This window comes from Hahella sp. HN01, from assembly GCF_018986435.1.
GTDB lineage: Bacteria > Pseudomonadota > Gammaproteobacteria > Pseudomonadales > Oleiphilaceae > Hahella.
Genome location: NZ_JAHMIN010000038.1, coordinates 1 through 22,428 on the forward strand (window position 1 = coordinate 1; position 22,428 = coordinate 22,428).

General features: G+C 52.7%; 19 protein-coding genes. 7 read left to right on the plus strand and 12 right to left on the minus strand.

The window, feature by feature from the left end:
* The first annotated feature begins 161 nt into the window (after positions 1-161).
* From malT to KP814_RS26610, 3 genes are all read left to right on the plus strand, one after another.
* Positions 162-2,885, plus strand: a complete 2,724-nt coding sequence (gene malT / locus KP814_RS26600; RefSeq protein WP_216739624.1) for an HTH-type transcriptional regulator MalT — start codon at positions 162-164, stop codon at positions 2,883-2,885.
* Positions 2,886-3,082: 197 nt separating this feature from the next.
* Positions 3,083-4,426, plus strand: coding sequence for a glucan 1,4-alpha-maltotetraohydrolase domain-containing protein (locus KP814_RS26605; RefSeq protein WP_216739625.1), 1,344 nt, complete (start codon positions 3,083-3,085; stop codon positions 4,424-4,426).
* Between the two features lie 177 nt (positions 4,427-4,603).
* Positions 4,604-4,861 (plus strand): GrxA family glutaredoxin, encoded by a 258-nt coding sequence (locus KP814_RS26610; RefSeq protein ID WP_216739626.1) that lies wholly within the window; start codon positions 4,604-4,606, stop codon positions 4,859-4,861.
* 112 nt (positions 4,862-4,973) lie between these two features.
* On the opposite strand, the gene KP814_RS26615 is transcribed toward KP814_RS26610, so the two are convergent.
* The 4 genes from KP814_RS26615 to KP814_RS26630 all read right to left on the minus strand — a co-directional run bounded on the left by KP814_RS26615 (position 4,974) and on the right by KP814_RS26630 (position 9,247).
* On the minus strand, positions 4,974-6,455 hold the full coding sequence (locus KP814_RS26615) for an OmpA family protein (protein WP_216739627.1): 1,482 nt from the start codon (positions 6,453-6,455) through the stop codon (positions 4,974-4,976).
* A gap of 144 nt (positions 6,456-6,599) precedes the next feature.
* On the minus strand, positions 6,600-7,877 hold the full coding sequence (locus tag KP814_RS26620) for an NAD(P)/FAD-dependent oxidoreductase (protein WP_216739628.1): 1,278 nt from the start codon (positions 7,875-7,877) through the stop codon (positions 6,600-6,602).
* 159 nt (positions 7,878-8,036) lie between these two features.
* The gene (locus KP814_RS26625; protein ID WP_011398087.1) at positions 8,037-8,477 is read right to left on the minus strand and encodes a hypothetical protein; all 441 of its coding nucleotides are present in this window, start codon (positions 8,475-8,477) and stop codon (positions 8,037-8,039) included.
* Positions 8,478-8,824: 347 nt separating this feature from the next.
* Positions 8,825-9,247 carry a transcriptional regulator gene (locus KP814_RS26630; protein ID WP_127971876.1) on the minus strand — a complete coding sequence of 141 codons (423 nt, stop codon included), beginning with the start codon at positions 9,245-9,247 and terminating at the stop codon, positions 8,825-8,827.
* A gap of 108 nt (positions 9,248-9,355) precedes the next feature.
* Here KP814_RS26630 and KP814_RS26635 point away from each other — a divergent pair, with 108 nt between their 5' ends.
* Together KP814_RS26635 and KP814_RS26640 are read left to right on the plus strand one after the other, a co-directional pair.
* Positions 9,356-9,634, plus strand: a complete 279-nt coding sequence (locus KP814_RS26635; protein ID WP_216739629.1) for a Cro/CI family transcriptional regulator — start codon at positions 9,356-9,358, stop codon at positions 9,632-9,634.
* A gap of 21 nt (positions 9,635-9,655) precedes the next feature.
* Positions 9,656-9,883, plus strand: coding sequence for a hypothetical protein (locus KP814_RS26640; protein ID WP_011398090.1), 228 nt, complete (start codon positions 9,656-9,658; stop codon positions 9,881-9,883).
* 84 nt (positions 9,884-9,967) lie between these two features.
* Here KP814_RS26640 and KP814_RS26645 read toward each other — a convergent pair whose 3' ends face one another.
* From KP814_RS26645 to KP814_RS26655, 3 genes are all read right to left on the minus strand, one after another.
* On the minus strand, positions 9,968-12,490 hold the full coding sequence (locus KP814_RS26645) for a reprolysin-like metallopeptidase (protein ID WP_216739630.1): 2,523 nt from the start codon (positions 12,488-12,490) through the stop codon (positions 9,968-9,970).
* Positions 12,491-12,569: 79 nt separating this feature from the next.
* On the minus strand, positions 12,570-13,142 hold the full coding sequence (locus KP814_RS26650) for a hypothetical protein (RefSeq protein WP_216739631.1): 573 nt from the start codon (positions 13,140-13,142) through the stop codon (positions 12,570-12,572).
* A 330-nt stretch (positions 13,143-13,472) separates the two neighbouring features.
* The gene (locus KP814_RS26655; protein WP_216739632.1) at positions 13,473-14,873 is read right to left on the minus strand and encodes an MATE family efflux transporter; all 1,401 of its coding nucleotides are present in this window, start codon (positions 14,871-14,873) and stop codon (positions 13,473-13,475) included.
* A 242-nt stretch (positions 14,874-15,115) separates the two neighbouring features.
* On the opposite strand from KP814_RS26655, the gene KP814_RS26660 reads away from it, so the two are divergent.
* Together KP814_RS26660 and dinB are read left to right on the plus strand one after the other, a co-directional pair.
* The gene (locus KP814_RS26660; protein ID WP_216739633.1) at positions 15,116-16,072 is read left to right on the plus strand and encodes a LysR substrate-binding domain-containing protein; all 957 of its coding nucleotides are present in this window, start codon (positions 15,116-15,118) and stop codon (positions 16,070-16,072) included.
* A gap of 104 nt (positions 16,073-16,176) precedes the next feature.
* Positions 16,177-17,247: a DNA polymerase IV gene (gene dinB, locus KP814_RS26665; protein WP_216739634.1), complete on the plus strand. Its 1,071-nt coding sequence runs from the start codon at positions 16,177-16,179 to the stop codon at positions 17,245-17,247.
* Between the two features lie 64 nt (positions 17,248-17,311).
* Here dinB and KP814_RS26670 read toward each other — a convergent pair whose 3' ends face one another.
* The 5 genes from KP814_RS26670 to KP814_RS26690 form a co-directional block, all read right to left on the minus strand.
* A complete protein-coding gene (locus KP814_RS26670; RefSeq protein ID WP_216739635.1) occupies positions 17,312-17,953 on the minus strand; it encodes a hypothetical protein in 642 nt (213 codons plus the stop codon).
* A gap of 174 nt (positions 17,954-18,127) precedes the next feature.
* Positions 18,128-19,777 (minus strand): methyl-accepting chemotaxis protein, encoded by a 1,650-nt coding sequence (locus KP814_RS26675; protein ID WP_216739636.1) that lies wholly within the window; start codon positions 19,775-19,777, stop codon positions 18,128-18,130.
* A 116-nt stretch (positions 19,778-19,893) separates the two neighbouring features.
* Positions 19,894-20,256, minus strand: coding sequence for a hypothetical protein (locus KP814_RS26680; RefSeq protein ID WP_216739637.1), 363 nt, complete (start codon positions 20,254-20,256; stop codon positions 19,894-19,896).
* Positions 20,257-20,306: 50 nt separating this feature from the next.
* The gene (locus KP814_RS26685; protein ID WP_216739638.1) at positions 20,307-21,248 is read right to left on the minus strand and encodes a sugar kinase; all 942 of its coding nucleotides are present in this window, start codon (positions 21,246-21,248) and stop codon (positions 20,307-20,309) included.
* Positions 21,245-22,255 (minus strand): SPFH domain-containing protein, encoded by a 1,011-nt coding sequence (locus tag KP814_RS26690; protein ID WP_216739639.1) that lies wholly within the window; start codon positions 22,253-22,255, stop codon positions 21,245-21,247. Before KP814_RS26690 ends, KP814_RS26685 begins: the two co-directional genes overlap by 4 nt.
* Positions 22,256-22,428 lie beyond the last annotated feature (173 nt).

Sequence of the window (22,428 nt, forward strand, 5' to 3'; positions counted from 1 at the left end):
CACCTCCCCCCTTGAGCGGCTGTTTACCCGTATTTTCTACCCCCATAACATTCATTGTAATAACGCCGCCAACATGCCCATTGCACATAACAAACAAAGCGGCCCATAACAAAAATAAACAGCCGTGACGGTCAGCGAGAGGCCGCCGGCGGAGCACCTTTATGACTACGAGCGACGCACCTGAAGCAAGACCGCTGATTCCCAGCAAGATTTCACCGCCGCAAACCAGCCCTCATGTTCTGAGCCGCCCACGCCTGGAAGCCGCTCTGCTTGACGCCGCCAGTAAGCCCTTATGTATCGTACGCGCGCCAGCTGGATTCGGAAAAACCACTTTGATGTCTCATTGGCGCCGCCGTCAGCCAGGACGGGTCGCCTGGCTCAGCCTGGATGAGCTGGATAACGACGCCACTCTGTTTGGGCGCTATCTGACAGCGGCGCTGTCTCATCATGCGGCGGAGCTTCAGGGTCCATTGTCACGCGCAGAAGAGGCGCTATCCGACTATGATCTGATCTGGCTCACCGGAAAGCTGTGCAACGAATTAAGCGCCCTGGATCAACAACTGATTCTGGTGCTGGATGACTACCATCGCGTGCATAACGAGCAAATCCATGAGGCGCTGCGGTTTCTAATTCAGCATCAGCCTCCCGCGCTACGTCTGTTTATTTTGACGCGATCTGAGCCGCCGCTAGGTTTAGCGAATTGGCGGGTGCGCGGCATGCTGCACGAAATCGGGGCCGATGAGCTTGGCTTTACATTGGAGGAAGCCCGGCAATTTCTTCATGAAAAAAATGATCTTCGAATCGACGACCCACAAGCATTGCAGGAGACGTTGCAGCGCCTGAAAGGCTGGGCGGCGGGACTGCAGATCATTGCGTTGTCGGCGCCCCCAAAGGATTCATTTAACGATTACCTGAGACGTTTTAACGGCGCCCACGCACATGTATTGGACTTTCTCGCAGAGGAAGTGCTCAGCAAACAATCGCCGGAACGTCAGGCGTTTTTGCTAAAAACCAGCGTGCTGGAGCGTTTCAATTCCGAGCTGGCGCAAGCGCTGACTGAACAGAAAGAAAGTTTCGGCATGCTGCAGGATCTGGAGAAAGGCGGCATGTTCATCGCCCCGCTGGACGAATATCGCACCTGGTACAGCTACCATCCCTTTTTCGCGGAGTTTCTGCGTCATCAGCTACAGCTTCAGGCGTCTCCACAGGCTATCGTCGACTTGCATAAAAGAGCATACGAATGGTGGTTGCAGAAAGCCCAAATAGCGGAAGCGCTAACGCATCTATTACAGGTGGACGATCCGGCGCTGATCGCAGAGACGTTGTCTGTCCATGGCTGGGCGCTGTTTGAGCAGGGACGGCTGAGCCTCATTGAACAGTGTCTGGACGCCCTTCCCGAAGCCGCCATCGCGAACGATAACAGACTCGCGCTGTTGCGAGCCTGGGTATGCCTGACCCAGGCCGATCCCGGATCGCTGGAGGAAGCGCTAAATCAAGCGGAGCAACGTTTGCCGGACCGGCAAGAGGAGACCCAGTGGCGACGGGTCAGCGCCGAAATCAGCGCACTCAAGGCCCAGTTATACGCCACGGTTGAAGACATAGAAGCGGCGCACAATCATGCGCAACAGGCCTTGGCGATCAGCTCCAGCGCCTCCAACGCAGCGGCCATCGCCCTGTCCGTTCTAGGTGAAACTCATGTGTGTCGAGGGGAACTGAATCAGGCGCGGGACGCATTTATTCAGGCGGAAGCTTCCGCACGCGCCGCAGACTCCATGCACGGACTGCTTTGGACGCTTGGTCAGCAGGCGGATGTTCTACGCCATCAGGGAGATCTGCTGGGATGTCACCAACAGCAGACCATCGTTTTGCAACTGGCGCGGGAGCACCATCTTGCGCAAACACCGGTCATGGAGTTTATTCATCGACAACGGGCCGATCTGCTCATCGAATGGCTGCAATACCATGAGGCCGCCCAGCATTGTGACGCCGGATTGCGCATCGTGGAGCACCTTGAGCCCCACTGCGCCATCCCTCTCAACGCATTGCAAGCCAGTATCGCGTTGCAGCAGGGCGAAGCTGGCGCGGCGGAAATTTATCTACGCAAAAATACACTGCTAATGCGCGAACACCGTTGCCACTCGGACTGGCGCGCCCTGTCCGCATCCATTCAACTTCGCTACTGGCGACAGCAGCGCAATCTATCCGCCATTAACGAATGGTTAGACGCCGAACCGGCTCCCAGTCCAGCGCCAAGTCATTTTCAGCAACGCCGCGCGCGCAACCTCGCCTTTGCGCTGCTCAGCCTGGACAAATCCAGGGAAGCGCTGCAGATACTGCAACCACTGACCGCTCAGGCTCACCAATTTGGCCTGCGCCTCTGTGAGATGGAAAACCAGATTCTCGCAACCTGGGCCTGTCTGCGCCTGGGAAATGAGAACGAGGCCAGCAACGCCCTGCTGCGCGCATTGCAGCTGGCGGAACCGATGCGCGCGATCGCCAGCTTGTTACAAGCGCCAGAGTGGCTGCTGGAGTTCTATGGCGCAATGATGGAGGACTCACGCTTGTCCAGCGCCGAACGCCGACACCTGCAACGGGTGTTAGAGCTATCCAAACGCCAGCATAGGCCGCAGAAGAAAACGCGCAATATGCCAGAACAAGCCAGAGCGTTGGCGCTTACCCCAAAAGAGTGGGAAGTGCTGCGCCTGATTGGCGAAGGCAGCAGCAATGAACGCATCGCCGAGCGTCTGTATGTAGCGCCAAGCACCGTTCGCAGCCACATCAAACACGTGTACCAGAAACTGGGAATTTCCAGCCGGGTGGAAGCTCGACGGGTTTCCCTCGACTTATCGCAGGGCCGGGTCGCCGGCCTTGGCGAACAGGGGTAGGCCGGCGGACCTAAACGCTGAAAATCCCCCCGTAAATCCCCCATTTGCATGGAAGCGTCCCAGGCTCGCCTTGGTTATGATCAAAGGGTAACGTACATCCGAAGCGGCTATGACGGCCGCCGCCAATTCCACGAGCTTGGCGCACGGATGCACCAATATGGACTTCAGAAAAAATACAATACCGGAGCTCATTCATTATGTTGAAAGTTCATCGCCCAACCCGAATTTCTCTCGTCATCCGACACGCAGCCGCCTGTGCGGCGGCCGCCGTATTAGGCATTTCCGCAACCGCCGCAAGCGCCGACACCTCTGGCAAAAGCGGCGCCGGCGTCCGCTTTCACGGCGGCGACGAAATCATCCTGCAGGGCTTCCACTGGAACGTCGTACGCACTGCGGAAAACAATTGGTACAACACCCTGCAAAGTAAGGCCCAGCAAATCAGCGACGACGGCTTCACCGCCATCTGGATGCCGGTTCCCTGGAGAGACAACTCTTCCTGGCAAGCGTCCAGCGATACACGCTTCGGCGGCGAAGGCTACTTTTGGGCCGATATGAATAAAAACAGCCGCTACGGGAACGACGGCCAATTGAAGCAGGCCGCGTCCGCCCTGAAAAACAAAGGCGTAAAGGTCATTTACGACATCGTGCCCAATCACCATGACCGCGGCCACAGCAATGACTCTCTCAATTTTCCCTCCGGGCAAGGTTACTATCGTTCCGACTGCAGTTCCTGTGACGATGGCGACCCGTTCATGGACGGCGGCTCAGATTTCAGCACCGCCCACCCGGATGTATACAACCTGTTTAAGAATGAGCTGGTCAACCTGAAGACTAATTACAGCGCCGGCGGATTCCGCTTCGACTTCGTCCGAGGCTACGCGCCGGAGCGCATCAATTCCTGGATGAGCGCCTCTCTGGACAGCGGCTATTGCGTTGGCGAGTTATGGAAAGGTCCCAGCGAATTTCCTTCCTGGGATTGGCGACACAGCGCCAGTTGGCAGGAAATTCTGAAAGATTTCACTGACAACTCCGATTGTTCCGTCTTCGACTTCGCCCTGAAAGAGCGCATGCAGAACGGCTCCATTTCCGATTGGAGATACGGGCTCAACGGCAACCCCAGCGCCCAATGGCGCGAGGTCGCGGTAACATTCGTCGACAATCACGACACCGGCTATTCACCCGGCCCTCTCGGCGGCCAGCATCACTGGGCGCTGCCGGACTGGAAACGCAAAATGGCTTACGCCTACATTCTTTCCAGCCCCGGCACGCCGGTTGTGTATTGGCCGCATATGTATGACTGGGGAATGCGCGACTTCATCCGCAATCTGATTCAACTACGCAAATCCGCTGGCGTGAAAGCTTACTCCGGTGTGCAATTCCATGATGGATTCAGCGGATTGGTGGGGACCACAAGCGGTAGTAATGGAAAATTGTTGTTCGCCATTGACTCTAACTTCAGCTCTCCCAACCAAGTGGCGGGCGGTTCATGGAGCCTGGCGGTCAACGAGGACAATGGCCGCATCCGCATCTGGCGTCAGTAACGCCAGCAATCTCCCGGGCGGCTGACGCCCGGGATTCTTGTGATCTGTAGACACAGTTTCGACGCACGCCAATAACAAAAATCAATCAAAACGTTATTAACTATCAATTTTCCTCCTTTCTTCGCCACGTATAATCTAGGTCGCATTGTTTTACACGCTCCTACGGAGGTATCAGTCATGTATACGGTGATTTTCGGTCGGTCAGGGTGCCCTTATTGCGTTAGAGCCAAGCAAATTGCAGAGCAACTAAAAGATCAGCGACAAGATTTCGATTTCCGCTACATAGACATTCATGAGGAAGGCATCAGCAAGGCTGACCTGGAGAAAACAGTCGGTAAGCCGGTCCAGACTGTGCCGCAAATATTTATCGATAAAGAACACATCGGCGGCTGTAATGAGTTCGAAAGCTACGTCCGCCAACACTTGACGCATTGACCACACCGCAGCAGCGTCAGCATCAACGACTTAATGCGATAAGCAACACAAATAAAAAGAGGCCACTCAAGGCCTCTTTTTATCTTTTAGATAACGCAACGCTATACGTTCGCTACTGGAGCCGCCTAATCAGCTCAACGCGACGATTGCGTTTCTTTCCAGCGTCAGAAAGATTGTCCGCTTCCGGCGCCACCGGACCCACTCCGTAAGGGATCAAGCGCGCTTGCGCAATACCGTAGTCTTTTATCAGACGTTCAACAACCGCCTTCGCACGCGCCGAGGACAGCTCAATATTGTGCTGAAACGCCCCCGTGTCATCCGTATGACCTGTCACATAGAGCAACAGATCCGGGCGTTTTTTCAGCAAGCCGGCGATCGCGTCCAAAGTAGGCTTGGATTCGTCTTTGACGACCGCTTTGTCCGTATCAAATAACACGCCGTATAAAAGCGCTTTTCCGGTCTCGTCGATATCGCGACTCAGACTGTCCACATCCACCGTGATCAGATCATCCTCCAGCGCCTCTGACTCCAGAATGATCTGCTGCACTGCCGTTTCATCCTCATAACCGCCAATAAACAAGGCGACATACACCTTGCCTTTTGCCGCGTCTTTAGAAGCCACCATAAAGTATGGATTACGGTAATAGTTGTAGACGGATTCTGTAAGCGATATCAGCCCACCAAGGTGAGCCGACTCATATTCATCGCCACACTGCTGCAGCTCACAGGAATAGATAGTGGTAAAGCCGCCTTTCGCCAGCGCCGCTCTATAGTTTTCGTACAGCTTTAACGTGGAGACATTTTCCAGTTCGTAATAGTGCCTGGACAAATCCCCCACTAAATCCAAGGATTCATACTGATAGGGCTTGCCGTCTCCGCTCAGTGCGGAAACCGGAATGCTGATGCGCTCATAATCCACCACTTTGCGTTGCCGCAAATCCGCACCGGGATAGCGTGGCAGCAGCGGATGATCTTCCTTCGTCGCGTCCGGGTCATTCGCCTTCGTTACCGTCGCAGGCGGCTGCGCCCCGAGATAATCGACATCCATGACGACAAGATCGTTCTGCAACGGCTCTTCTTCAACGATAACCTGCTGTACAGCGACCTCGTCTTCATAGCCGCCAATGAACAGCGCCACCGTGACTTTACCTTTTTCCGCCCCCTTCTCGTAAACCATGTAGTAAGGTTTGCGGTAGTAGTTGTAGACGCTGTCATTCGACGACACCAAAGCGCCCAACTCAGCAACCTGATATTCCGAGCCGCACTGCTCCAACTCGCACTGATAGACAGATTTAAACCCGCCTTTTTCCAGCGCAGCCCGATAGTTTTTATAAACTTTTAGTGTGGAGACGTTTTCGAGGTTATAGAAATGTTGGGTCAAGTCGCCGGTCAGGCTTAACTTTTCATATTCGTAAGGCTTATCTTCGCCGCTGAGTTTGCTGGCGGGAATCGTGAATGGCGCATAATCGATCTGCAGATAAGTTCTTACTGTGGCGCCAGGATAACGACTTAATAACGGATGATCCGGGTTGTCGGCATAAACACTGGCGGCGCTCAAAACGCCAATCAAAGCAGCGGCAAACCTTCTAAGCATGGAACTCCCCTATGTGTGGACGTAATTGCAGGAAATATAAGCGCTTTCTGACGTGGTTTTCCGTCACAATGACAGGGAGAAACGCGTCCACCCGCTTAGGCTGACGCGTTAGAAAGGTATGATTAGCGGAGGTTGAGAAAGTAGTTAAGAAGGGACCTTCAGCCTTTCAATACCGAAAGCTTTTAATATGTAGCGCTCAAAGAGCGGTTCTGTAGAGCCTTTACGTAGCTTAAGAAGAAAGTACTTCTCGAACGCCACCTTGGCGACATGCACCCACTTGCCTTCACGCATCCAGTTCACGTTACGTGGCGGCAGCTGCGGAATCGCCACGAAGGCGATACCGGTGTCCCCCATATCCGCCAGACAGACCGCATTCCAGGTCGCCTCCGCTTTGGGGGGCACGCCGTTAAGCGTCGCCTGAATATTTTTCGCCACCGCCGTCGCCATACTTTCAATCATATAACCGGTTTKGGGAACTCCAGTCGGAACAGGTKTTTTTTCCTTTGGCGCAATCGCAACCGCCACGCCAATCCCCCATACATTGGGATATGTGGGGTTACGCTGATGTTTATCGATCACAACAAAGCCCCGGGGATTCACCAGACCTTCGACACCTTTCAAGGCATCAATACCAGTAAAAGCGGGCAGCATCATGGAATATTTAAAGGGCAGTTCACGGCGTTGTTTGTCCTCGCCTTTCTCATCCACTTCCATGACAGTCATGAGTTTATCATCGACAGACTCAACCTTGGCGTTGCAGACCCAATCGATGTGTCTTTGTCGCAATTGCGACTCCAACATGCCTTTGCTGTCACCGACACCACCTAAACCGAGATGACCGATATAAGGCTCGGAAGTGACGAAGGTCATGGGCACTTTGTCGCGAATACGCCGTTTACGCAGGTCACGATCCATAATGAATGCGAATTCATAGGCCGGCCCAAAACAGGAAGCGCCCTGCACCGCGCCAACGACGATAGGACCAGGATCTTCGACGAACTCGCGCCACTTCTGGTTGGCTTTTATCGCATGATCAATATGGCAAATAGATTGGGTGTAGCCTTCTGGACCCAGTCCAGGAATTTCGTCAAACGCCAGACGAGGACCTGTCGCAATGATCAGATGATCATAGGAGATGCTGTCTCCATTTTTAAGCTCTATGCGGCTGGCGGCTGGATCGACTTTTTGCGCTGCGCCAACCACCAACTCTACGCCTTTGCCGGATAAGGGGGACTGCAGCGGAATTTTGATCGCTTCCGGCTCCCGCCATCCGATGGCCACCCATGGATTGGACGGCACGAAATGAAAATAATCTTTATCACTCACCACCACAATGCGGTGGTCTTTACTCAACGTTTCCCTTAACTCAAACGCCATGGGCATTCCGCCCAGGCCCGCGCCTAAAATAACAATAGTCGCCATGCGCTTCCCTCTTTGTCGTCAATTCCACTCTGACGCGGCTCAATCCCGCCGCCGCCTTGTCTCCAGCATTTCCTGAGACTCAGCAGAATAATTCAAAGCCGCACCACTTCGCTACAGCTGCAAACCGCGCATATGCGACTTAGACGACAAAAAGGCCCGTCAGGATGCGACGGGGCTTTCCTGAATCCTTACAGCAGCGCCGTTATGTCCTCTTTTGACGCTTGGCCCGGAGGGCTTGCGGAAAGCGTGACGAATACGATCCAGCTCCGACACCAACAACGTGCGCTCAAACTCGGTTGTGCGATCGTAGAGATCCAACCAGGCCTGCTTCTCAGGCGGCAGTTGATAGACAGGACCGTCTTCTTCCATACGCACGCGATACATAGGGCCATCGCCTGTACGCAACCACTCGAAGTTGCCATCCCATTTGTCAGCTATGGTAATCAGGTAATCCGCTCCCACCTGATAAATATCTCCGTTAAACCATTGGCGTACAGTTTCGTAACGCACGTTACAGGCGACGGAGATTTCCCGTTTAATTTTCCGAGGATGCACTCCCCGATCCAGTAGTAGTCTTTCGATTCTTTTTGTAACACTCATATGCAAGCCAGCTTTGTTAAGATTTGTAAATTGTATCTCGCATTAATACAAGCTTGCATGCCTAATTCCAAGATTTTTTATTACATTGACAATGATTAATAAAAGTACAACTGGATTTCGCCGCTATCCCACTCCTTTTCACTCCCTCAGACAGGCCTTGGGCACTGGGCGCGACGCACTTTCGCTAAAAACGCAAACGCAATCGCTCAACAAACGAAAAAGAAGACAAAATATTAAGAACAGGTAAGAAGATCGATCGATTCGAGGTGAGAAACTGACTCTCCGATGTGAAAGTCAGTCAGAGACTTGGACGGAAGTACAACTTTCAGCTAAAAGCCAATAAGTTATCAGCTTTTAACTTTTTCTTCCTTTTTTGAGAAAGAGGCCGGCTCCAACCCTTCATATGGATTTTGAATAGACTTACGGAACCGTTTCAACTCGTTGAGCATGTACGCGCGCTCAACGTCAGAGGTGTTATCGAACAATTCCAACCATGCCCTTTTTTCCTCGGGCAGATAAGAAGCGGCCTCTTCACTGATCTTGGGCTTTTCCATTGAGCCCTTGCCAGTGTAGAGCCAATCAAAGTTGGCGTCCCATTTGTCGGCGATAATCAAAAGATAATTCGCGCCTACCTCAGCAATCGTACCGTTAAACCACTGACGTACAGTTTCATAACGGACTCCGCAAGCGTTAGAGATCTTCCGCTTTACCTGACGGCGATGAACGCCCCTTTCGAGTAGTAGTTGTTCGATTCTTTCGGTTACAGACATATGCAAGCCAGCTTTGTAGTTTGCCGCATTGTAACCCGCCTTGCTACAAATATGCTTGCTTTATTAAAGCAATTATGCTTGTATAACGCGCGATGTAAGGAGGCAGCTATGACGAAAGCGGAAGTACTTGCTTACTTCGGTTCGGTGGCGAACGTCGCCAAAACGTTAGGAATCACCACCCAGGCTGTTTATGAGTGGGGAGACTCGGTGCCTGAGCCGCGACAATGGCAATTGCAGGTTCTGACCGACGGCGTTCTAAAGGTTTCATCGAAACGAAGCAGACAAGGTAAATCATCCACTCAAACTCTAAAGAAAAATGTAAAGGTTGGACAAAAAGCCAAAAGCGACAAAACCGGCGATGCGGACAAAGTTACCAAGGGAATATAGAGGAATAGCAAAGGGAGGCCCATGCTGTTATTAAGCCTGACCGGAGCCATATTGATTATGACTGCATTGTGTTTGCTGTTCTTCATCAGAAATGCGAAAGCATCGGAATTGCGGCTGCGCCTGATGAAAGAAAACTACGAAGCATTCAAGAAGCTCCCCAGCTATGAAGACATGCTTTACCGGTTTTGGATTCCCCTCACTCGATTTGAGGAGAAAGCGACAGGCGAACAAAGGAAGGAGGAAAGTTGAACCCAGATTTATCGACCTGAGTCATCGACAGATATTTTAAAAGAAGGTGAGCGTAACGCTCACCTTCTTAACTTATGAGCGGCGTTATTTACGAGGAAATTTAAACCGCAACCAATCCAGCGCCGCCAGCATCAGCCAAACTGCGCCGCCACCGCCGGAATCGCCACTACCTGAGTCGCCACTACCTGAGTCGCTACCACCTGAGTCGTCGCCACCAGTCGGCTCTTCATCATCGTTTGCGATAACACCTGAAGCCGTCGCCTGGCCGAGAATTCCAGAAGATGGATTGCTTATTGTCAGCGTGAAAGACTCATCCGTCTCAAATGTCGTATCGCCAGAAACATTAATCGTAAATGTCTTGCTGAACTCACCCGCGGACAAACTCACTGATCCAGAAGGCAATGCGCCGCCAAAGTCGGTCGCATTGGCTTGATTAGCGCCCGACCCTGCTACGCTGTAATCCACTGTCATATCGACAATCGCGTACTGACGGGAAACTTGGAAAGTAAAAGCAGTCTGACCGCTATTCCCTTCAACTTGGTTCGCACTGATCGCGCTGACGGAAATATTCCCTGAAGTATTCATAGAAACCAGAGAGAATTTAACAGGGGAAACGTTAAAGAACACGTTGTCGCTGCACTTCACCCGAATCCGTCCATTTGCGGTGTCCGTGTTGGGAGCAACCACTCTTTCGAATCCATCGTTGGACGCGCCAGCTTTAATCATCGTTGTGAACGTGGAGCCGTCGTCTTTCGATAATTCGATATCCACCTGGCTGCAACTGACTGGCGCCAGATTTGTATTCGCCACATTCCAGGACACATCCATCTGCTGTCCGCCGGTATATGTCCCAGCGCCTGGAGCGGTTACCTTAAATGGACCCGAATCGCCATCAACCGTCAACTTGACGTCGTCCTGGTTCACGCCAAAATCGCCAGAGCGAACGGTAACCCTGAAATTAAGATCACGGTCGGTCGTAGGCAGAGTTTCCCCTAGAGAGCTGCTTAGATCACCGGAAAGAATTGCATCCAATTTGGGGAAATAACGCGTAGATGAAGTCGTTCCTTGAAAAGAACGGAACAAAGGACGCTTTCCATCATCAGTGGCCATTTCAACCGCATCAGAGGTTCCACCGCTATCACTTCTGTCCTGCTGCTCCCACGTATAGGTTAGTCCAGATAAATCGCCTGGATCAGTATCATTAGCCGTCGCCGTGAGCATGAAAGGCGTCCGGGCGGGAATCGTGTAACTCGGACCTGCATTCACAGTAGGAACTGCATTCCCTGTATTTACCGGCGTTCCGCAGCTAGCTCCACTACCCGTAAGATGATTGTGGATTTGCTCCAGACTGCCCCCGTTAAAGTAGTCGTCGGCGCTATTTTGTATATTTTGAGGAGAACACAATCCCGAGTATGACATTATCGTCGAACCAGACCCAACTTCCCATGCGCTACTGGACGACCGGTTATCTTTACAACCGCCGCTTACCGCATTGAATGTATGCCCAGCCCCTAACTGATGACCTAATTCGTGGGCTAATAAGTCAGTGACAAAATACTCAAATCTACCATCAGGATTGCCTAGCCCAGTCCGCCCTTTAGCTTTGTAACCACTGCTGTTGCAAAAGACGCCAACAAACGCCAGACCACCTCCAACCTGATTGAGCAAATGGCCAACATCGTAATTTTCGGAACCAATGACACTGTCTAACGTCGCTTGATTCTCATTAAGCAGGATATCTGATCCATTAGCCGCCCTACCGCCTGTGTAAGGGTCAGTTGTTGAGTTGGTATAAATTATTTTGTCGTTGTTCCCAATCAGTTGTAAGCGAACCGCGACTTCCTTTTCGTAAATCTGATTCAGACGGTTAACCACAGAAACAATAAATGCCTGAGTTTCCGCAACAGAAGGATTGCTTGAATCACTGCTAACAGAAGCTGAAAATTCACCGGTAGCAGCCATAGCCAGACGATATACCTTATAACTATCGCCAAAACTTGCTCGCTCGGCCATTACAGGCATTTCAAGAGACTTCAGATAACCATATGCATGACCACTCTCTACGGAGTGGTCATGCTCCGCCGTTTCACACTGCAAAGGCTCTTTACTTGGCATGTCCTCTTTGAAAAAGCCGCGATATTGACTGGCGCTGTCTGTCTCGCTGAAGCTGGATTCCGGCTCGATGACCATGGTGGCTTCAGGGGTGTTCACATAACCGTGGAATCCACGGGGTGTAGTGTCGATACGCCCGCTGACGCCTTTGTCCTCAACGCCAAATACCTTGTAGGTGCGCAGCTCTGGATACTTAGCCTCTAACTCTGGAGCCATGACAGGCGAGTAAAACGCCTCCAGCAAAATAAAGCCGCCATCAGGTTTAGGGTAGTAAAACGGCAAACCTTCTAACGCGCCTTCAAGGGGGGCGTCTTGCAGATAGACTTTAAGGCGCTCAATATCCGCCGCTATTCCGCGATAATGGAATGCCGACTCAGTCTGCGTCTGCGCCTTACCCGCCATGTCCAGCCACAATCCATCGGGAGACTGGGCATGGGTAACACTGGCGATAGCCAGCGCCAACTGCGACGCCACAAAAAATGCTGCTTTATTCATGCTCATCAACTCAAATACCTGATAAAAATCTCTGACGCCTGTCCCCTGAAGGCAGGGACTTTGGCTAGTTCACCGGCGGTTAAAACCAGCTTTTAATAGATCGCCACATCCGAGAGAAGAACCCCGATTTCGCCGTTTCTTCATGGGGCTCGGCGTCATTCCCGGCATGTTCCGGTACAAGCGCGCCTTCCGGCTCAATGGGTTTGGGGATATATGGCAGATCCTGTTTGAAGAAAACCCGATAGAGATCCTCCGTCTTCCTGTCGGAAAACCGGCTTTCAGGTTCTATCAATACACTACGGCCATCCATGGTGAGAAAAGCCTTGAAGCCGGCGTCGGTATAATCGATGCGGCCTGACAAGGTGGGAATATCCACGCCATGAACTTTGTAAGTTCGGATATTGGGAAACTTTTCAGCGAGCTCAGGAGCCATAACCGGCGAGTCGTACGCTTCAACTGAGACAAAGCGCTGATCCGGCATAGGCAACGTCAAAGACAGACCCTCAGCGGCGCCCTCTTGAGGGGCGGCTCTCAGGTAGGCGCGAAGCTCTTCGCCTTTTAACGCGACAGCGAAATACGGAAATTCTTGCGTTTTCTGCGTCTCCACAATGGGTGACCAGAATGACGTCTCAGCGCTTGCGGTCTGGGACATCAAAACGATTCCTCCAATCAAAGCAAACTGCTGCGCTGACTTTATGGACTTGCGTAACTGCACTATACCCCCGAGAGAAACTGCGGCCAGTTGCGATCAAAAAACGAACACAACCAAGTTAATCCTCAATATATAAACGGATTCGGGGCGGACTACTATATAGTTTTTGTAAGAATGAGAAGGAAGACCGCCTCTAATCACAACAGGTCGCCGCACCTCAGGCATGTCATGCACTGTCTAATATCGACTCATGCTTAAAGAGGTGCGACAACCTATTGAATTTATAGGCAGTTTAATGGAAAAGAACGATTGACGCGCCGGCCATTTGGCTTAGTTGTGAGTTAATTGGGACTCAGTTGGCGCCGTTACAAAAGTACTGTTTTCTTTCCGTAATTCTCCTTTTAACGCTCGGTTCACCCGCCAGTTAAACAGTGTGGTAAGACATATTGCTGTAAATCCAAGTCCAACGCCCAATCCCATCCAGACGCCGACTATTCCCCACTGGCCTTTCAGCAGCCACGCGACAGGGAAGCCTACCAACCAATATCCAACCACTGTAATCAAGGTCGGAGCCGCTCCCATGCGCAAGGCTCTCAAGGCGGTCATCATGATGACCTGAGCGCCATCCACTACCTGGAAAATAGCAGCCACCGCAAGCAGACTGACGCCGAGCGTCATGACATCCTGATCCAACGCCCCTTCACCGCCCAGGGTAAAAAGACCCACGATCTGCTCAGGAAGTAATAAAAATACCAATGCGGACACCAGACAAAATATCCCGCCCAATGAGAGACCGGTCCAGGCGTAGCTCTTCAGCTCTCCCATACGGCCTTCACCGTAACACTGCCCTACCCGTATCGATGCCCCCTGCGCGAACCCAATATAGATATTGAAGGACATGGAAGCCGCTTGTAGGGCAATCTGGTGCGCCGCCAACGCTACCGCACCCATAGCGCCCGCCAATAAGGTCGCCGCGGTGAACAATCCCGCCTCCATGGTCCAGGCCAGCATGATTGGCAGCCCCAAAGTATAGAAAGGTTTGAAGTCCACCAAACGGGTTTTGATTTTAGTCAGGCCGCCCAGCACTTCGCGGACTTCCGCATAACGGTTCAAGTCCAATACAAGCATGACGCACATGAAGACACACACCAACGCTGTGCCAATCGCTACGCCGGCGATGCCCAGTTCAGGGAAAAAGCGCCAGCCGGTCATCAGCGCATAACTTAGCGGGACGTTAAGCGCGACCGCCGCCAGACTGATGCGCATGATGGAGGTCGTACGCGACATGCCGGCGGCCAGCCCCCGCAGCACCATGAAGGTAAACGCCGGCAAACTGATCCAGGCGGCCTGTCCCAGATATTGTGAGGCATACGCCACCGCCTGTGGTTCCTGTCCCATGCTTAACAAAAGCGCAGGCGTCACTTTCATCGCCAGCGCCACCGTGGCGGCGATAACCAAAACGAGGATCAGGCCCGCTTTGACGATACGAATGATATCCTGCCGCGCGCCGCGGCCGGTATGAAACGCGACCTCATTAGCGACCGCTGCGAGCAAACCGCTGATCACCACCAATATGAAGTTGAAGATAGCCGCGCCCAACCCGGCGCCCGCCAACTCTTCCACCCCCAAAATCCCAAACATAACGGAGTCGCAGAAAATCATAGCTGACTGCGCAACCTGGGCCGCTGATAACGGAAGGGATAATTTCAGAACTTCTCTTAACCTGCTCATTTTTCCTTGCTCACTCTTCGGCAACGTCTCACGACGAGCCTTCGCCACACACCTGTTAGTTAGTTTCACTTAATAAATTAAAGCTGTCGTCTGGAATCTGCTTCCCGCAGGTCCATGTTCATTCCAAACGAGGCCAGTTAAAGGCTGCCGATAGTGGAGCCTTAACAAAGCTGTTGCCTAAATTAGGTTGGAGCGGCAATATTCACAAGCGAAACATTCGCCTTTATACATGAGTTTTTTTCATGCCAATTCGTCCTAGAAAGTTACCGCCGCTAAATGCGCTAAGAGCCTTTGAGGCCAGCGCCAGACTACTCAGCTTCTCAGTCGCCGCGCACGAACTGAATGTGACCCAAGGCGCGGTCAGCAAACAGGTAAAATTACTTGAGGAATATTTTGAGCAGCCTCTTTTTCTGCGACGGGCGCGTCATATCAAATTAACGGAAGCGGGAGAAAAACTCTTTCACAGCCTGGGAGATATTTTTGATCAGTTGGTCAAAGCCTGTGACGCCGCGTCTTCCCATCAGAAAAACATTTTGCGTTTACAAGTAACGCCTTCCCTCGCCGTCCGCTGGTTGTTCCCTCGCCTGCCTCAGCTGCAACGAGAACTCAAAGATGTCCAGCTGAAAATTACGACAATGTGGCTATCTGCGGAGAAAGAAGCGGACTTGGATCTGGATCACTACGACATCGTTCTGCATTGCGGACGCCGTCGCGATAACGGGTCAGCTAACCTGTTGCGGGAAGAACAGCTTGTACCGGTATGTCATCCCTCTTTGCTGAAGCAGCACGGGAATGACTGGAGCCGCCTTATTCGCAACTTGCCGCTATTACACCCTTCCGTCACTCATGAAGACTGGCGCAATTGGTTGGCGAAAAACCCTGTTCCTGGCGTAGACCCGTCTTCTGGGCTGATATTCGATACCTTGGATATGCCAGTGACCGTCGCCATCCAGGGGCATGGCGTCGCCTTGGCGGACCCGCTGTTTATTATGGATGAGCTGAAAAATGGAATTTTGACCACGCCTCGCAATCACAGTCACGACAGCGGCTGGGGCTATTATTTTGTGCATCAGAAACTGCGCGCCTCCGACCCCAGCATTCTTACATTCAAGCGCTGGCTGATTGCAGGTCTGCAGGAAGATATGGAACGGCTGGAAACGATCAGGCTGCTTCCTGCATTGACGCCTTTGAGCAAGTAGATTTACAGCTCGATTTCTTAGCGCGCACAGGCTGGTTCACTTAGTCCTTAGGCGTTATCCTTGGACCATGTTAACGCCGTTGAGGCCGCCTGCAGACAGGCTTTATGCGAAAAATCATCCACATTGACGCCGACTCATTCTACGCTTCCGTAGAAATCCGCGATAATCCGTCACTGCAACACCTGCCAGTGGCGGTGGGCGGAAGCCCTGACAAGCGCGGCGTCATCGCCACCTGCAACTACAACGCCCGCGCATTTGGCGTGCGCTCGGCCATGTCCTCAGCGAAAGCCGTCCTGCTCTGCCCGGATTTAGTGTTCATTCGTCCCCGCTTTGAGGTTTACCGCAGCGTATCCAAAGACATTCATCGTATTTTCCGCGACTACACCGACCTGATTGAGCCGCTGTCACTGGATGAAGCCTATCTGGATGTATCCGAATGCAAAGCCTGTAAAGGCAGCGCCACGCTTATAGCCGAAGAAATTCGCGCACGCGTGAAGCAAGACTTGCAATTGACCGTATCGGCGGGAGTCGCCCCGAACAAATTTCTGGCCAAAATAGCCAGCGACTGGAATAAGCCCGACGGCATCTTCGTCATTCGGCCACAGGACGTTAAAGACTTTATCCCCCAGCTTCCTGTCCGCAAAATAAATGGCGTCGGCAAAGTGACCGCAGCGAAAATGGAGGCCTTGGGGATCACCACTTGCAGCGATTTGCAGCAACTATCCAAGGAGAATCTAGAGCGCCACTTCGGCAACTCCGGCGAACGCCTCTACAACCTGTCACGCGGCGTAGATAATCGTCCCGTGCAGACAGAATGGGTGCGTAAATCTCTGTCCGTCGAGCATACCTATGATCGCGATCTGCAGAATCTCGACGCTATTCTCGATCATTGCGAGCCTTTGTTCGAAGAGCTACTGGAGCGCTTCAATCGCATCAGTGACGCCTACCTGGTCAGTAAGCGCTTCGTCAAAGTCAAATTCGCCGACTTTACTCAGACCACCCTTGAAGAACTTCTACCGGGTTACAGCGGCCAATGGCGAAGCCTTCCCGACTACCTGCGCCTCATGAGCGCCGCCTGGGCGCGCCAGAAAAAGCCCGTGCGCCTGTTGGGCATGGGAGTCAGACTGAAAGATCCTAAAAATAACAATATTGGGGAACAGCTCTCGCTGTTTTGAGGGGGCAGCTCGTATTTCTTCTTGTCGTCTTTGCAAGAAGAAGCTATCACCAACACAATAATGGCTAATTACGACGCTTTTGCATCCCTTCAATATTTCCCAGCCAACTGCCAGCGCATATCAGCACGATATAAGTCCAGGGGGTGAACAGGATAGTGTTGCCGAGCAGGCGTCTCAGCAGAGGGGGCCAGTTTTGGATCGCGTCATTTTCCATGACTTCAAACAGCAGCATGACGCAGGCGACGCCCAGTAGGGTGATGGAGGTCAGTTTGACCAGCGCATCGTGCAAGGGAGGCGTATTTTTCAGATAAGGATGAAACGCCCAATAGACGCATCCACCGCCAATCAGCGCGCCAACCGCGATGCCGGCCCACTTCAGCGTGACAGAGACTTCCATGGACGTTTCGCCCATGAACAAAGCGGTGGCCCATCCAAGAAATATTTTACCGCTGATTTCCAGCGCGCCCTTACCGCTCACCGGATGAAAGCGCGCGATCCAGGCGATGATCGCCAGACTCAGCATCAGGCTGGGCCCCAGGCGAAACAGGTGATAGTAAGTGAAGTCCCGTCCGATCACGTCGTCGATCAAAAAACAGAACAGGCCGTTTCCCAACCCAACGCTTAACGCCAATGCCAGTGGCGACAATAATAAGGATGAATGGGAGACGCCAGCCGCATATTTTAAACTGTGCAAGTGTAAGCCCATGCACTGCCCTCCATGTGAGCTTAACCCAACTTTTCTTTATTCTAATTATTGATCCGACAAACTATGACGGCCTCTCATCGGTCGTTACTCCCTGTATGCTTGCCGGGACCTTTACAGGATTGTATATCACGAATAGCAACAAGAGGTTATCCGCCGATTGTTTAAAATTGTTTCTCAAGCCACCTTAAAATTAGAAACCATCTCTTTCAATTGCGCCGCCCGGTTGCTGAGATTTTTGGAAGAATCAAACAATTTGCTCACTACCTGCTCGGTATCTCTGACCGCGTCCCGCACATGAGCGAGGTTAGCAGTCATCTCACCGGCCACGCTGCCCTGTTGTTCCGCCGCAGTGGCGATTTGCAGGCTACGGTTGGTGATTTCCCCCATTTCCGTCACGATGCCGTCAAACATTTCGCCTGACTCGCCCACTTTGGAAGAGCCGGTTTCCGCCACTTCAACGCTGGCGCTCATCAGTTCAACTGCGTCCCGCACCTGCTTCTTCAACGCCTCAATAGTGCCGTTTATTTCACCGGTGGCGTCCCGGGAGCGCATCGCCAATTGCCGCACTTCATCCGCCACGACGGCGAAGCCGCGCCCGCTTTCCCCCGCTCTCGCCGCCTCAATCGCGGCGTTAAGCGCCAGCAGATTGGTTTGTTCCGCAATACTCTCAATGCTATCGGTGACGGAAGAAATCGTATCCACCTGATTGGCGATGTCCGTCACCGCTTTAGAACAATTATCAAGGTTGCGTGACAGATTATTGATGACGTTAACCGCATCCCCCACCAACTCATTACCGGTAGCCGCGCGTTCATTGGTGGCCTGGGTTGCGGCCGAGGTCGTGCTGGCGTGCTCCGCTACTTCCCTCACCGTCGCCGCCATCTCTTCCATGGCGGACGACAATTGCTCAAGTTGAGAAGATTCATCGTCTATCGCCCGTTTAGCCGTCGCCATACGGGAGGAAAGCTCTTTTGACTCATCCGACAGAGAGCGACTGATCTCCATCTGCTTTCCGATCAGATCCGCCAACGAGCGCCGGGTGGATTCAATGGCGCGACTGATGTGGGACACCTCATCGCGCCCGATACAGTCCAGATGAAAAGTCAGGTTGCCCCGCGCCAGATTCTCCATCGCCGCCACTACTCTTGAAAAACTGCGCTGCATGGCATTAACAACAAAATGCGATGCGGCGAACATGACGACCAGCACGCCAATGCTGACCCAAACCAGGCGGGTCAATGTCTCCTGATACAGCTCATCCGCATCGTCAAGGTATATCCCCGAAGCGATAATCCAGCCCTGCTCGGGCCAGGGTTCGATGTAAGTGGTCTTATCGACCAGCTCGTCTTTTCCCGGTTTACGCCATTGGTAGGTTACAAATCCGGACTTGCCAGCGCGAAACCATTGCGACGCCACATCGCCAAAGCGCCCGCCTTCATTAAGGTCAATGTTAGGAACTGGCTCCCCCACCCATTCCGGTTTAGGGGGGAACGCGACAAACTTCTGGTCGACGGAGAAGGCGTAAACATAGCCGTCCAGGGACTCTCCCCAGCGCAGACCGCCAAGCATCTCGCCAATATACTGATTCAATTCGTCCGGGTGCTGCGCTTTATACTGCTTCAGATTATGAAGGGCCGCCTCCACCATATTCATTGCGCTCTCGCGCAGGGCGTCACGTTGCGATTCACGGGTCAGGCTGGCGTTATACCAACTGGACGCGATAAACATGATCATGATGACCACACTGAGTCCCAGGAATTTTTGTCTCAGAGTCAACTGGGCGAAGAAACGGTCAATAGCGGTGGCAGGATGCGCTTCCCTCATGAAATACTCCCTTTTCGCGGATGCTTGCGTCGCAAATCAATTCAACGGGGCTTAGACTTTAAAAGTGTAGTCAAGATTCAGGCTTCCGCAGGCAGTCCGGCTCAGGAATTTTTCATTCAACCAAAATCCCCTTCACGCCAACCCTGGAATCCCATACAAAGCCCCTCGCCGTCTGGCGCCAGTTCACTTTCTTCCAGCAACACGCCCTCATTGTCACGCACACGCTGAATCAGCGCATATTCAGCCTGATGTTTCTCATCAATTGCGTTAAGGAAAATCCCGTCCAGCAACTGCATCATGGCGTAAAGCGTCGCATCCACCGTCTCCTCCACTAACTCGCGGTCTCTGTCGCTCTCATACGATCGCATGCTATACAACGCTTCTTTTCGAACTTTGTTGAACAGGTGCTCGCCAAAGGCGTGAGACGCCGAAACTTTGCGACTGTATTGTTCTTTCGGCCAGCTTTCATAGGGCTCCATAGCTCTTTTCCTTGTATTTACAGGTATCCGTTACGGCTCAAACCATTTTATCAATGAACAATTGAACCATATCGTTGCGACAAACTAATGTTAACTACTGCGCCGCTGTTGAACTCGATGGCGTCGCCGATCATGCCGTCACTGAAAATAACGCCGTTTTCCGGAACGCGGGATTTGATAGTCAGCGCTTCCCCGCCGGTGATTTCTCCAAACACCAGTTCAGTTTGCGTCGTATTGCTGGGGAAAGGCTCACGAACGGAGAACAGCAGCTTTTGCGCATCCCATGAGAGTGGTTGATAGGCGTCCGCGCTGTCGCCTTGCGCGCCGCGGGCTCGCGCCAAACCCAGGGAGCCGGCGATGACGCTGCGCATCCATCCGGTGGAACCCAGTCCCGTAGAGACGATCACGCCGCTTGAGCTGTGCATTTCCGAAGCTTCGCGAAAATCGATTTCATAACGTAAAGAAGTATGGTTTTTCGGCCCGATGAAGAAGTCGTTCACCGCCACCATGGTCTGGCCATCGTTGAGGCTGGCTTCCGCCATTGACACCCGTTTGATCGGCCGCTTCGCTTTTAGCAGCTCCCTCAGCACCGCATCCAGGTCCGCCACCTGGAATGGCAGCAATACGCCGTCGATGCGGGCGGGATCAGGGTTGACCGCCACAACGGGTTGACCATGCAAATACTTCAGCGTATTCGCCACCAGTCCGTCTTGTCCGAGCACGACCACCACATCCTGGGCGCCGAAGATAAAATTGCTAAGGAAATCGCGGTCAAGGGTCTGTACGCGTCCTATACGTGACAGCGTTGTTTCTACAGCGACCAATGATGCGCGATAGCTTTGGTCCTCGTGAATATAGACGTCAAAGTCCTCGCCCCGGCTCTCAATGTAAAAGCGCGCCTGTTCTTCTGTGTTATGCCGCCAGGCCAGCTCGTCCAGCCGCGTTCGGCGTTTCACCAGAATCAGTTTGGTTTCCGTAGCGCGATCACTCATCGTTTTTTACCCAGCAGCTCACGCATCAGATCCGGACTGATGTTCAACTGACCAATTTTATCAGCGCCAGTCGCCAACTGGCGGAAGGCCTGGGCGATTAGCTGCTCAGGATTCATCGAGCTGTTGGTGATCGCTTCAAGAATACGGTTATCCACTTCCGCCATGGCTTTCATACTGGCGGCTATTGCATAGGCTTTCACATCCGCTTCCTTACGGCTGTTCTCCGCGCTGACCGCCACCAGTTCCTGACGTTTGTTCTCTTGCTCGATTTCGTTCTCCAGCACTTCCCGCTGCAGTTCCTGAGTTTTGCGTTGCACCGCCATGCGAGCGTCCATTTCCGCCTCCTTGACCTGCTGCTTCTTCTGTTCGACGGAGATTTCCGTCTCCAGCTCGTTTTCCTTGATCTTACGCTCCTGCTCAATGGCTGCGTTACGGCGCGTATAAGCAGCCTCGTCCGCATCCTTCATCATCTGCTCACGCACCGTGGCTTCAAGCGCGCGGGCAGTTTCCGGATTGGGTTTAATCGCCAGAATGGAGACATCCAGGATTTCCACCCCCAGTTTCTCCAACACAGGGGCGGGATCAAGCGCGCTGGCGAGCGTCGCGGCCAGTGTTTCCGAAGCCAGCAGGCTGTCTTTCAAGGACAGGCTCTGGATGCTGTTGCGAGTGATGGATTGCAGCAGATTGAGAACGCGCGCCGGCAGCTTCTTCGGCGCGTCCGAAACATAGGATTTGCCATTATCAGCCAGGGTGAAGTTCATGGTCGCAGCCAGAATTTTGGGGCTCTTTACACGGTAAACCACCTGCCCCTGCACCGTGACTTCCTGGAAGTCGCTGGTGCTTTCTTTGAATATGAAAGGCAAGTCCGCCGAGCCAATGGGAATCGAAACCAATGACGTCGTCGGCGCAAAGTAAAAGAAGCCCAGTCCCGCGCCTTCCCGCTTAAGCTTCCCTTTGTTGAATTGCATGATGTAGGTGGTGGGTTCGGTTTTTATATATCTGAACATCTGTGACCTCTTCCTTAATGTTAAATAGTGGCTCAAAGCCACCAAAACAATTAAAGGCTCTGAGCCACTATTTGTCAATCACTAATTCGTCCTGACATCGCTATGCCTGTCGTCCCGCCACTTTGTAGACTGTTTCCGCATGCACTATCTTTAATACAGTTACTCTCATCGAT

Excerpts from the sequence above, each read along its gene's own strand:
- KP814_RS26645 (WP_216739630.1), bottom strand. The coding sequence starts at position 12,490 with ATGAATAAAGCAGCATTTTTTGTGGCGTCGCAGTTGGCGCTGGCTATC.
- KP814_RS26690 (WP_216739639.1), bottom strand. The coding sequence starts at position 22,255 with ATGTTCAGATATATAAAAACCGAACCCACCACCTACATCATGCAATTC.
- KP814_RS26630 (WP_127971876.1), bottom strand. The coding sequence starts at position 9,247 with ATGTCTGTAACCGAAAGAATCGAACAACTACTACTCGAAAGGGGCGTT.
- KP814_RS26625 (WP_011398087.1), bottom strand. The coding sequence starts at position 8,477 with ATGAGTGTTACAAAAAGAATCGAAAGACTACTACTGGATCGGGGAGTG.
- KP814_RS26615 (WP_216739627.1), bottom strand. The coding sequence starts at position 6,455 with ATGCTTAGAAGGTTTGCCGCTGCTTTGATTGGCGTTTTGAGCGCCGCC.
- dinB (WP_216739634.1), top strand. The coding sequence starts at position 16,177 with ATGCGAAAAATCATCCACATTGACGCCGACTCATTCTACGCTTCCGTA.
- KP814_RS26670 (WP_216739635.1), bottom strand. The coding sequence starts at position 17,953 with ATGGGCTTACACTTGCACAGTTTAAAATATGCGGCTGGCGTCTCCCAT.
- KP814_RS26675 (WP_216739636.1), bottom strand. The coding sequence starts at position 19,777 with ATGAGGGAAGCGCATCCTGCCACCGCTATTGACCGTTTCTTCGCCCAG.
- KP814_RS26650 (WP_216739631.1), bottom strand. The coding sequence starts at position 13,142 with ATGTCCCAGACCGCAAGCGCTGAGACGTCATTCTGGTCACCCATTGTG.
- KP814_RS26610 (WP_216739626.1), top strand. The coding sequence starts at position 4,604 with ATGTATACGGTGATTTTCGGTCGGTCAGGGTGCCCTTATTGCGTTAGA.
- KP814_RS26605 (WP_216739625.1), top strand. The coding sequence starts at position 3,083 with ATGTTGAAAGTTCATCGCCCAACCCGAATTTCTCTCGTCATCCGACAC.
- KP814_RS26680 (WP_216739637.1), bottom strand. The coding sequence starts at position 20,256 with ATGGAGCCCTATGAAAGCTGGCCGAAAGAACAATACAGTCGCAAAGTT.
- KP814_RS26660 (WP_216739633.1), top strand. The coding sequence starts at position 15,116 with ATGCCAATTCGTCCTAGAAAGTTACCGCCGCTAAATGCGCTAAGAGCC.
- KP814_RS26655 (WP_216739632.1), bottom strand. The coding sequence starts at position 14,873 with ATGAGCAGGTTAAGAGAAGTTCTGAAATTATCCCTTCCGTTATCAGCG.
- KP814_RS26635 (WP_216739629.1), top strand. The coding sequence starts at position 9,356 with ATGACGAAAGCGGAAGTACTTGCTTACTTCGGTTCGGTGGCGAACGTC.
- KP814_RS26685 (WP_216739638.1), bottom strand. The coding sequence starts at position 21,248 with ATGAGTGATCGCGCTACGGAAACCAAACTGATTCTGGTGAAACGCCGA.
- KP814_RS26640 (WP_011398090.1), top strand. The coding sequence starts at position 9,656 with ATGCTGTTATTAAGCCTGACCGGAGCCATATTGATTATGACTGCATTG.
- malT (WP_216739624.1), top strand. The coding sequence starts at position 162 with ATGACTACGAGCGACGCACCTGAAGCAAGACCGCTGATTCCCAGCAAG.